Origin of the sequence: Luedemannella flava (assembly GCF_039528515.1) — a bacterium.
Classification (GTDB): Bacteria; Actinomycetota; Actinomycetes; order Mycobacteriales; family Micromonosporaceae; genus Luedemannella; species Luedemannella flava.
In genome coordinates this window covers 1-10,573 of sequence record NZ_BAAALT010000043.1, presented here as the reverse complement: position 1 = coordinate 10,573, position 10,573 = coordinate 1, and the positions used below count along the sequence as shown (strand labels likewise).

The 10,573-nt window shown below is 73.5% G+C and carries 9 protein-coding genes, 1 pseudogene and 1 riboswitch; of the genes and pseudogenes, 6 read left to right on the top strand and 4 right to left on the bottom strand.

The window, feature by feature from the left end; genetic code table 11:
- The 5 genes from ABD211_RS09115 to ABD211_RS09095 form a co-directional block, all read left to right on the top strand.
- Window positions 1-463: zinc-binding dehydrogenase (locus ABD211_RS09115; protein ID WP_344128306.1), on the top strand; the 463-nt coding region annotated here is incomplete at its 5' end.
- A 233-nt stretch (window positions 464-696) separates the two neighbouring features.
- Window positions 697-775, top strand: a riboswitch (S-adenosyl-L-homocysteine riboswitch).
- Window positions 776-793: 18 nt separating this feature from the next.
- Window positions 794-2,251 (top strand): adenosylhomocysteinase, encoded by a 1,458-nt coding sequence (ahcY, locus tag ABD211_RS09110; RefSeq protein WP_344128304.1) that lies wholly within the window; start codon window positions 794-796, stop codon window positions 2,249-2,251.
- A 9-nt stretch (window positions 2,252-2,260) separates the two neighbouring features.
- Entirely contained in the window at window positions 2,261-4,039 is a 1,779-nt protein-coding gene (locus ABD211_RS09105) for a HEAT repeat domain-containing protein (protein WP_344128302.1), read from the top strand.
- 38 nt (window positions 4,040-4,077) lie between these two features.
- Window positions 4,078-4,713, top strand: a complete 636-nt coding sequence (locus tag ABD211_RS09100; RefSeq protein ID WP_344128300.1) for a DUF998 domain-containing protein — start codon at window positions 4,078-4,080, stop codon at window positions 4,711-4,713.
- A 57-nt stretch (window positions 4,714-4,770) separates the two neighbouring features.
- The gene (locus tag ABD211_RS09095; RefSeq protein WP_344128298.1) at window positions 4,771-5,631 is read left to right on the top strand and encodes a bifunctional DNA primase/polymerase; all 861 of its coding nucleotides are present in this window, start codon (window positions 4,771-4,773) and stop codon (window positions 5,629-5,631) included.
- A 95-nt stretch (window positions 5,632-5,726) separates the two neighbouring features.
- On the opposite strand, the gene ABD211_RS09090 is transcribed toward ABD211_RS09095, so the two are convergent.
- The 3 genes from ABD211_RS09090 to ABD211_RS09080 form a co-directional block, all read right to left on the bottom strand.
- On the bottom strand, window positions 5,727-7,181 hold the full coding sequence (locus tag ABD211_RS09090) for a cellulase family glycosylhydrolase (RefSeq protein ID WP_344128297.1): 1,455 nt from the start codon (window positions 7,179-7,181) through the stop codon (window positions 5,727-5,729).
- 211 nt (window positions 7,182-7,392) lie between these two features.
- On the bottom strand, window positions 7,393-8,013 hold the full coding sequence (locus ABD211_RS09085) for an L-threonylcarbamoyladenylate synthase (RefSeq protein WP_344128295.1): 621 nt from the start codon (window positions 8,011-8,013) through the stop codon (window positions 7,393-7,395).
- A 4-nt stretch (window positions 8,014-8,017) separates the two neighbouring features.
- Window positions 8,018-8,713, bottom strand: a complete 696-nt coding sequence (locus tag ABD211_RS09080; RefSeq protein WP_344128293.1) for a winged helix-turn-helix transcriptional regulator — start codon at window positions 8,711-8,713, stop codon at window positions 8,018-8,020.
- An 82-nt stretch (window positions 8,714-8,795) separates the two neighbouring features.
- On the opposite strand from ABD211_RS09080, the gene ABD211_RS09075 reads away from it, so the two are divergent.
- Complete coding sequence (locus ABD211_RS09075; protein ID WP_344128291.1) at window positions 8,796-9,638, top strand: class I SAM-dependent methyltransferase; 843 nt, start codon at window positions 8,796-8,798, stop codon at window positions 9,636-9,638.
- On the opposite strand, the pseudogene ABD211_RS09070 reads toward ABD211_RS09075, so the two are convergent.
- Window positions 9,625-10,573, bottom strand: a pseudogene (locus ABD211_RS09070) (hypothetical protein); the annotation flags it as partial. The gene ABD211_RS09075 and the pseudogene ABD211_RS09070 overlap by 14 nt on opposite strands.

The following is a 10,573-nucleotide window of genomic DNA, read 5'->3' as shown; positions in this document are numbered from 1 at the left end:
CGGCGCGGTCGCCGTGCAGCGCCTGGCCGCGTCCGGCGTGACCGTCGTCGCCACCGCGCACGGCGACGCCGAGGCCGACCACGTCCGCGACCTCGGCGCCCACCAGATCGGCGACCACGTCGTCGACCTCGGCCCCCAGGTCCGCGCGATCGCCGCCGACGGGGTGGTCGCGGCCCTGCACCTCGCCGGCGACCCGGTCGCCGTCGCCGACCTCGTCGCGCCCGGCGGCCGCCTGGCCACGCTGCTGCTGATCGACCCGAGCCCGTTCGCCGGCCACGACCTGACCGCCCACTGCGTCATCGCCCAGCCGCGCAAGCCCCTGCTGGAGACCCTCGGGGCGGACACGGCGGCGGGCCACCTCCGCATCCCGATCCAACGCGAGTACGCCCTGCCCGACGCCCCCCGGGCCCTCACCGACTTCGCCGCCGGCACCCTGGGCAAACTGTCCATCACGGTGCCCTGACCACCGCCCAACGTCCTGTTCAGGCGGCCTTTTGGCGCCAGAGCGCTGGAATATGGGCCTGAATTGCGGGCCTTTGGCGCCATAACGCGAAACCCGAGGTCGGCGGGGCGGCGAGGACCGCGGACGTGAAGGCGTACCCCTTGATCATTAAGGCCGCGGACCGGAAGATGCCCACCTGGCGATCATTGCGGCAGGTCATATACCGTGGAGACGCGCCGCCGTGCGGCGCGGGCCGACCCGAGAGGCGCTGCGACGGACGTGACGTCCGCCACGCTCGGGCCGGGCACCTCAGTCGAAGGGCGCCTCCTGTCGAGGGAGGGCCCTCTTCTTATGTCTGCCCAGATTTCGAAGATCAACAACGTCGAGTTCGCGGTCGCGGACCTGTCGCTGGCGGCGGCCGGGCGCGCGCAGATCCGGCTCGCCGAGCACGAGATGCCCGGCCTCATGGCCATCCGTCGGGAGTACGCGCAGGCCCAGCCGCTGCGCGGCGCCCGCGTCGCCGGGTCGCTGCACATGACCGTGCAGACCGCCGTGCTCATCGAGACGCTCGTCGCGCTCGGCGCGCAGGTGCGCTGGGTGTCCTGCAACATCTTCTCCACCCAGGACGAGGCCGCCGCCGCCGTCGTGGTCGGGGACGGCACCCCCGAGGCGCCCACCGGCACGCCGGTGTTCGCCTGGAAGGGCGAGACCCTCGCGGAGTACTGGTGGGCCACCATGCAGCTGTTCGACTTCGGTGCCGGGGTCGGCCCGAACATGCTGGTCGACGACGGCGGCGACGCCACCCTCCTGGTCCACAAGGGCGTCGAGTTCGAGCGCGCCGGCGCCGTCCCGGCGCCCGCCGAGGACGACCACGAGGAGTACCAGCTGATCGTCAAGACCCTGGCGGACAGCCTGGAGCAGGACGCCGGGCGGTTCACCCGCATCGCCGCCGAGCTGCGCGGCGTGACCGAGGAGACGACCAACGGCGTCGCGCGGCTCTACAAGCTCGCCCGCGACGGCAACCTGCTGTTCCCCGCGATCAACGTCAACGACTCGGTGACGAAGTCCAAGTTCGACAACAAGTACGGCATCCGGCACTCCCTCGTGGACGGCATCAACCGGGCCACCGACGTCATGCTGGGCGGCAAGCTCGCGGTCGTCTGCGGGTACGGCGACGTGGGCAAGGGCGCGGTCGAGGCGCTGCGCGGGCAGGGCGCGCGGGTCGTCGTCACCGAGATCGACCCGATCTGCGCGCTGCAGGCGGCGATGGACGGCCTGGCCGTGGTCCGGCTGGAGGACGTGGTGTCCACGGGCGACATCTTCGTCACCACCACCGGCGGCCGGGACATCATCATGGCCGACGACATGGCGAAGATGAAGCACAACGCCATCGTCGGCAACGTCGGCCACTTCGACACCGAGGTCGACATGGCCGGGCTCGCCCGCGTGCCCGGCATCGTGAAGACCGAGATCAAGCCGCAGGTGCACGAGTGGCTCTTCCCGGACGGGCACGCGGTCATCGTGCTGTCCGAGGGCCGGCTGCTCAACCTCGGCAACGCGACCGGTCACCCGAGCTTCGTGATGTCCAACTCGTTCACCAACCAGACCATGGCCCAGATCGAGCTGTACACCAAGCCCGGCGAGTACGAGCGTCGCGTGTACACGCTGCCCAAGCACCTCGACGAGAAGGTCGCGCGGCTGCACCTCGACGCCCTCGGCGTGCGCCTGACGACGCTCACCAAGAAGCAGGCGGAGTACCTGGGCGTGGACGTGGGCGGGCCCTACAAGGCGGACCACTACCGCTACTAGAGTCGGCGGATGCTCGACGACCTCGACACGATCGCGTGGGCCGACCTGCACCACGCGTACGGCGACGCGGACGACGTCCCGGGGCTGCTGCGCCAGGCGGCCCCGGGCGGCGGCGACGCGCGCGAGGCCCTGTCGGAGCTGTACGGCAGCATCTTCCACCAGGGCACCGTCTACCCGGCGACCGTGGCGGCGGTGCCGTTCCTGGTGGAGCTGGCCCGCACGCCGTCGGAGTGCCAGGCCTTCTTCGTCTGGTTCGTGGGCCAGCTGGCCGACCCGAACCACGCGTACGGCGAGTCCTACGAGGCGGTCTGCGCGGCCGTCGAGGACCGGGTCGACGAGCTCGTGACGCTGCTCGACGCGGACGACAGCGACGTCCGTGACGCGGCGGCCTACGCGGTCGCCCAGGCCGGCGGCCCCGTCGACGTGCTGTGGCGACGGTGGGCCGTCGAGGACGCGCCCTCGACGCGGGCGTCCCTGGCGCTCGCGCTGGGCCTGCGCGATCCCGACGGGGCAGTCGCCGCGTTGGCCGGGGCCATCGCCGACGGGGAGCCCGAGGTGGTGGTCGCCGCCGCCGTCGCGCTCACCCGGGCGGGCGCGGCCTGGCCCGACGGCACCGTCGACCCGCTCGTCCGCGCCGTCGAGGACGAGATCGAGCTGGACTGGGCCTGGCAGGCGGGCCGCGAGTGGCCCGACGAGCTGATCGCCAACGTCGACCACGACACGGCGCACGCTCTGCTCGCCGGCCTGCTCGCGGCGCCGGGGCCCGGGACGCGGCGCGCCGCCCTGTGGTCGTTGACGGTCCGGGCCCAGGCGCTGCGCTCCGCCCCGGCCCGGCTGGTCCCGCTGGTCGGGCCGTCGCTGCGCGATCCCGACGACTCGGTGCGGGAGGCCGCCGTCCACGCGCTGCGCCGCGCCGGCGTGGCGGCCGGCGCCTACGCCGACGAACTGCACGCGGTCGCCACCGACTATCCGCGGGTGGCCGGATCGCAGGGATTCACCAGGGAGTACTACGCGATCTGCACGCTCATGCTCCTCGACGACCCGCGCTGGCTCGACGCGGCGGCCGCGGCCGTGCGGGCCGGGCACGACGGCAGGAACCTGCCGATGCGCTACAGCGTCGTGTGGTCCTGGCCGCGCACCGTGGCCGCGGCACGCGACCGGCTCGCCGGCCTGCCGGCGGACGACCCCGCGCGGTCCTTGTTCGACATCATCGCGTCGGGGGTGGGTCCGACCGAACCTGAGCCGGTCCCCCGGCCCATGGAGGCGCTCACCGGCACCGCCGCGCCCACCTTCCCGGAGCGCGAGCGGCAGGTGCTCGCGGCGCGGGCCGTGTGGGCCGCCACCGGCGACCCGGCACCCACGCTGCCGACCGTACGGGCCGTGCTCGCGGCCGGGGAGCGGCCCGCCAGCAGCGCGGCGGAGTACGTCGCCGACCTGGTCGACCGCCACCGCGCGGCGGTCGTGGACTTCAAGCCGCTCCTGCTGGACCTGTTGCGCGAGCCGTGGGGTTCGGTCGCCGCCGCCCGCGCGCTGTGGCGGCTCGGGACCCCGCCGGCCGACCTGGTCGACGCGCTCCTTGCCTCGGTCACGCGGCCGTGGGGCGCGCGCGGCGCCATTCCCCTGCTGGTGGAGATGGGCGCCGCCGAGGCGGCGCCGGGCCTCGAACAGCTCGCGGAACGCGACGAGCGCGTCGTCATCGCGGGCACCGACGACGACGTTGTCTGGCAGGACGAACTGCTCCAGGCGCGGCTGCGCGCGGCCGTCGACACCCTGCGCGGAGCGGGGTGATCCGCCTGCGCGTCCTGACGTCGGCCTAGGCTCGATCCGTGGCCACGACCTCGACGCAACCCCGGCTCGCCCCGACCACGCGGGCCCTGCCCGCGCTAGCCGCGTGGGGCGCGGCGGTGGGCGGCACGCTGTTCGTCGGCGCGGTGCTGGCCGACCAGGGCGTCTGGTACGCCGGGTTCGTCAGCGAGGCCGGGGTGCCCGGACAGGGGTTCCGCGCCCCGTACGTCGTGGGTCTGTTCGGCGTCGGGGTCGCGCTGGTCTGCCTCGCCGGGGCGCCGCGCGCCCTCCTGGCGCTGCCCGCGCTCGCCGTCGCCGCCGGCGGGCTGCTGGCCAGCACGGCGGCGGCCGTGCCGTGCAGCCCCGGCTGCCCGCTTCCGCCGTACGAGACGCCGACCGGGCAGGACCTCGTGCACGCGGGCGCGGCCGTCGCCCGCGCGGGCCTGCGCGCGCTGGCCGGGCTGCTGCTGGCGGAGGGCCGCCGGGACGACGTGACGCGCCGGGTGTCGCGGGTGGCGCTCGGGCCCGTCGTCGTGGCCGGGGTGGCAACGCTCTACGGGCTGGCGTTCGTGGGGCGCTCAACGTTCACCGGTACGGCGGAACGGGTGCTGCTCGTGCTGATCATCGCGTGGACCGTGGCCCTCGCCGTCGGCCTGCGGCGCGCGCGGCCCGACTGACCGTCGTACCCCGAGCGCACACTGGAGGTCACGGGACGACCTCGGGCGGTGGTGGGCGTGGACAGTCTGCTCGACGCGGCGCTGCGCTACGCGCGCCGGGGCGTGCCGGTGTTCCCCCTGCACACACCGGTCGGCCCCGACGGTTGCTCCTGCGCGAAGGACGCATGCCCGTCGCCCGGCAAGCACCCGCGGGTGCGCCACGGGGTGCACGACGCGGTCACCGAACCGCGGGTGATCCGTGCCTGGTGGCGGCGCTGGCCGCTGGCCAACATCGGCCTGGCCACGGGCGTGGTGATGGACGTGTGCGACCTCGACACCGACGACGGCCTGCGGGCCGTGCGCGCGATGGTGACCACGGCCGGGCCGACCGTCCGCTCGGGTCACGGGTGGCACGTGTGGTTCACGCCGACCGGCCACGGCAACCGCACCGGCCTGTTGCCCGGCGTCGACTGGCGCGGCCGGGGTGGCAGCGTCGTCGCGCCCCCGTCACGGCATGCCAGCGGCCGCCGCTACGCGTTCGTCCGGCCGTGGACCGACGAGCCCTTGCCGGCATGCCCGCCTGACCTGCTGCGGCTGGTCGAGCCGCCGGCCCGCGTCGCGCCGGTCAGCGCGCCGCCGGTCGGAGATCTCCGGCGGTACGCCCGGGCGGCGGTCGACGGCGAGGTCGACCGGATCCTGCGCGCGCCGCGTCCGGGCTGGCGGGGCGGCCGGCGCACACCGGGCGGGCGCAACAGCGCCCTCAACGCGGCCGCGTTCCGGCTCGGTCAGCTCGCGGCGGCCGGCAGCCTCGACCCCGCCGACGTCTGGACCCGCCTCACCGACGCGGCGCTGGCCACCGGCCTGACCCCGCACGAGACCCGCCGCACGATCGAATCCGGCTGGCGCGCGGGCCTACGCCGACCGCGCCCGTCCGCGTAGAGCTGGACGATCTGCCCCAAGGGACGCGACTCCTTGAGAGTGATCTTCGTAGCTAATGGGCTCATCCCGGACGGGATGAGCCCACCACCTCGGTGCTACTTCATGTTGGCGACCACGAACGGGGCGTGGCCGTGCAGGTAGTTGTTCCAACCGCCGGTCACCGGCGCGCCCGCGGACAGCAGGTTGGTGGTGTCGTTACCGACGTCGAGCTTCCACGCGGTCCACGAGATGCCGTTGGACTTCATCCAGTCGATCCACGTCTGCGCCTCGGCGTCGCAGATGCGGCCGTCGAGGCCACCGTCGGCGTGGCTGGCACCCCACTCGGTGACGAACAGCGGCAGGCCGGCCCGCAGCGCGGTGTTGGCCTTGTCGCGCAGGAACTGGGTGTGCGTGCACGAGTAGAAGTGCAGCGTGTACATGAGGTTGGTGCCGGACACCGGGCTCTGCGCCGCGACGTCGACGTCCTGGGACCAGGTCGGGGTGCCGAGCACGATGATGTTGTCCGCGTCAACGGCGCGGATCGCGTTGATGACCGACTGGTGGTACGGCTTGAGCACGCCCGTCCAGCTGACCTGCAGCGGCTCGTTGTACGGCTCCCAGATCACGTTGGGCAGGTGACCGTACCGGCGGGCCAGGTCGGCGAAGAAGCTCACCGCGGCCTGCGTGTTGTTCTGCGCCTCGTGGGCGTGGTAGTCGACGATCACGTAGACGCCCGCGGTGACCGCGTTGTTGATGATGGTCTCGACCTGCGAGCGCGCCTTGTTGGGGTCGCTCAGGTATGCCCCGGCCGGCTCAACGCCCATGGCGGCGCGGATGACCTGCAGGTTCCAGTTGTCGCGCATCCACTGCAACGCGGACAGGTTCTCCGCGTACGGCTGGGTCTCCCAGTTGAGCCACATGCTGCTGATGCCGCGCAGCTGGACCTTGTTGCCGTTCTTGTCGCACATCGTGGTGCCGCAGACGCGCAGCTGGCCGTAGCGGGCGACCGGGGTGCCGGAGGCCGGCGTGCTGGTGACCGCGCCCGACGTGGGCACGGCCGAGGTCGGCGGGCGGCTGGTCGGCGCGGCCGAGGTGGGGGCCGCGGAGGTCGGCGGGCGGGTGCTGGTGGGAACGGCGGTGGTCGATACCCCGCCGGTGCAGGTCGTGCCGTTGAGCGCGAAGCTCGTCGGCACCGGGTTGGCGCTGGTCCAGGCGCCGTTGAAGCCGAACGACGCCTTGCCGTTCGTGGCGACCGAGCCGTTGTAGGCGGCGTTGCGGACCGTCACCTGCGTGCCGGACTGCGTCACCGATCCGTTCCACAGCTGCGTGATCGTCTGGCCCGACGCGAAGGTCCACGTGAGCGTCCAGCTCGACACCGGGTCGCCGAGGTTGGTGACGTCGACGGCCGCGCCGAACCCGCCGGGCCACTGGCTGGTGACCGCGTAGGACACCCGGCAGGAGGCGGCGGCGGACGCCTGCGTCATGGGCAGCACGATCGCGCCCGCGACGGCCAGGCTGCCGGCCCCGACGACCGCCGCGACCGCGCGGCGCTTCCTGTTCCACCAAGTCATGGGGTACTGCCTCCTCAAGATCATCCGTCGTCGGAGCCGACCGCGATGACCGGTTCATCGATTGGTTCGACGAAATTCTGCGATCGCGGCGGCGCGGCGCGTCGTACTCATGATCTTGAAAACGCTTGCCCAACGCGCTCCATGCGCCTGAGCAGCGCAGATGGCCGCTCCCGCGGAGCCGGGCGGCGAACCCAGGACGAAAGTTGCAGGCCTACTCGAAAGGCGTCGGGTCACCCGCGCCCCGGCGGACCACCTCGGGCTCGTCGCCGGAGAGGTCGACGACCGTGGACGGCTCCTTGCCGCACTCCCCCGCATCGATGATCGCGTCGAGGGAGTGGTCGAGCCGGTCCTTGATCTCCCAGCCCTGGGTGAGCGGCTCCTCGTCGCCGGGCAGGAGCAGCGTGCTCGACAGCAGCGGCTCGCCGAGCTCCGCCAGCAGCGCCTGGGTCACCCGGTTGTCGGGCACCCGGGCACCGACGGTGCGCTTCTTCGGGTGCAGCAGCCGCCGGGGCACGTCGCGGCTGGCCGGCAGGATGAACGTGTACGGACCGGGGATGTGCGCCTTCACCAGTCGGAACACCCAGTTGTCCAACTGTACGAACTGGCCCAACTGGGCGAAGTCACGACAAACAAGGGCGTAGTGGTGTTGTTCGCCGAGACGGCGCAGGTCGCGGATGCGCTCGACGCCCGCGCGGTCGCCGATCTGGCAGCCCAGCGCGTACGACGAGTCGGTCGGGTAGGCGATGAGACCACCGCCCCGGACGATGTCGACGGCCTCCCGGATCAGCCGCGGCTGCGGATTGTCGGGATGCACGTCGAGGTATCTCGCCACGCCGCTAGCCTACGGCCCGCCCCGCGTCCGCGCGTGGCACGGCCGCGAACATCGAGAGGGTGAACCACCCGGGCACCTGGCGGCGCAGCGCCGTCGGGCCCTCCAGCGACAGGGTGCGGCTGCGCAGCGCGTCCGTCCAGGTGACGTCGCCGCGCCAGATCTCGGTCATCCGCCGCAGGCTCGTGTTCACCGTGACCGACACGGGAAACCCCGGGTCGGCGTCGCAGACGTCCGCCTCCCGGGCGGTGAGCACGAGCCACCAGTCGCGCAGGCTCCTCGGCACGTCCTCGAAACGGAACTGGACGACCGACCGCCCGTCCGGCAGCGCCTCGTGGTCGACGTTGCGGTGCATGTCCCACAGCAGCAGCTTCGGGTCCAGGTCCTCGTCGCCCAGCTCGCCGATCCAGCGGGTGCCCCACACGCCGATCGCCTCCACGATGGGCCGCAGCTCGTGCCCGGCCGGCGTGAGCACGTACCGGGTCTCGCCGTCCACCGTCGACTTCTCGACAAGCCCGGCGCCGACGAGTTGCGCCAGCCGCTTCGACAGCAGCGCGGGCGACATCCGGGGCAGGCCGCGGCGCAGGTCGTTGAACCGCTGGCCGCCCAGGACCAGCTCGCGCACGAGCAGCAACGTCCACCGCTCGTCGAGCAGCTCCATCGCCTTCGCGACCGGGCAGAACTGGTAGTACGACGCACCCATATCCGCAGGGTAGGGCTCATGCCGTGGCGCGGTACAGATCGTGTACTAGTCGCGACACCTCGCGGTTCCTAGTTTTCTGGACATGACGACTACAACGACCAGCCCGGCCGACGCGGACCGGGCGCTGAAGGCCAAGCACCGCGCGCTGTGGGCCCTGGGCGACTACCCGGCCGTGGCGACCGAGGTGATCGCGGACCTGGGCCCGACGCTGGTGACTGCGAGCGCTATCACCCCCGGCGACCGGGTGCTCGATGTGGCGGCCGGATCGGGCAACGCGGCGATCCCGGCGGCGCTCGCCGGCGCGCAGGTAGTGGCCAGCGACCTGTGTCCCGAGCTGCTCGACGTGGGCCGGCGCGCGGCCGGCGTGGCGGGCGCCACGCTGGAGTGGCGGGAGGCCGACGCCGAGGCGCTGCCGTTCGCCAACGGACAGTTCGACGCGGTCCTGTCCTGCGTGGGCGCCATGTTCGCGCCGCACCACCGGGCGACGGCCGACGAGTTGGTGCGCGTCTGCCGCCCCGGCGGCACGATCGGCCTGATCAGCTGGACGCCGGCCGGCTTCATCGGGCAGATGTTCGCCACCATGAAGCCGTACGCTCCCCCGCCGCCGCCCGGCGCGCAGCCACCGCCGCTGTGGGGCGACGAGGCGCACGTGCGGGCGCTGCTCGGCGACCGCGTCACGCAGTTCACCGCGCAGCGGCGCATGCTGCGGGTCACCCGCTTCGCCACGCCCGAGGCGTTCCGCGACTTCTTCAAGACGGCGTACGGCCCGACGATCGCGACGTACGCGTTCAACGGCGACGACCCGCGGCGGATCGCGGACCTCGACCGCGACCTCGCCGACCTGGCGCGCCGCCACGACCTGGGCGGCGGGGCGATGGACTGGGAGTACCTGCTGGTGACGGCCCGTCGGGTCAGCGCCGGCTGAGCGTGCCCGTCATAGCGGCGCCGTCGACCGCGTCGGGATCGAGCCACCGGAACCGGACTGTGTCCGTGCCCGTGAGGGTCAGTGACACCAGTCCCGCGCCGGCACACCCGGCGGCCTCCGTGAACCAGCCGGCGCCGGCGGTCGCCTGGTCGGCCGTGAGCGTGGCGCGACAGCCCTTCGCCACGTACTCGATGGTGCCGGCCCGCCCGAGCGACCGACCGGTGAGCACGACGACGATGTCGACGTCATCGTCGGCGCCCGTCGCCCGGACGGCGCCCTGCCAGGTGCCGGCGAGGGCGGCCGGCAGCTGGTCGGCTACGCGCGACAGCGCGCCCGTCACCGGCGGGTTCGACCCCCCGTCGGTGCCGGCGCGGTAGCGCAGGTCGCCCGGCGCGGGCACCGACAGCCGCAGCGGGATCGGCGACAGGCAGTCCGACCCCTTGGTGATCGTCTCGGTCACCCGGATCTCCGTGCCGCTCACGGAGGTGAGTCGCAGCTGTCCGGAGCAGCCCGGGGCGGGGTAGTCGACCGTTCCCACGACCGCGCCCACCCGGCCGCCGGTGAGGGTGACGGTCGCCGGGTACGTGCGGTCGATGTTCTCCTGGTGCAGGTCGCCGGCCCAGGTGCCCAGGAGCACGGCCGGGACGGCGTTGCCGACCGGCACCGGCGACGCGTCCCCGCCACCGGCGGCGCCGGTCCCGGTCGCCACCGGGTCGCGGCTCGGGACGGCCGTGGTGACCGGCGCGGACGTCCTCCCCGGACCGGCCTTCGGGCCGGACCCGGGGCCGCCCCACGCGCCGATCGCCACGGGCACAGCCACCGCCACGATCAGCACGAGCACCGCCACCAACACCCACCCGCGACGCCCTGAGCGCGGCGCGACGGCCGGCAGGGCGACCGCGGGCGGCACGGCGACCGCGGCCGACCCGGCGACC

What these genes read in the sequence shown, in the direction of transcription:
- ahcY (WP_344128304.1), top strand. Translation starts at nt 794, where the DNA reads ATGTCTGCCCAGATTTCGAAGATCAACAACGTCGAGTTCGCGGTCGCG.
- ABD211_RS09105 (WP_344128302.1), top strand. Translation starts at nt 2,261, where the DNA reads ATGCTCGACGACCTCGACACGATCGCGTGGGCCGACCTGCACCACGCG.
- ABD211_RS09090 (WP_344128297.1), bottom strand. Translation starts at nt 7,181, where the DNA reads ATGACTTGGTGGAACAGGAAGCGCCGCGCGGTCGCGGCGGTCGTCGGG.
- ABD211_RS09080 (WP_344128293.1), bottom strand. Translation starts at nt 8,713, where the DNA reads ATGGGTGCGTCGTACTACCAGTTCTGCCCGGTCGCGAAGGCGATGGAG.
- ABD211_RS09075 (WP_344128291.1), top strand. Translation starts at nt 8,796, where the DNA reads ATGACGACTACAACGACCAGCCCGGCCGACGCGGACCGGGCGCTGAAG.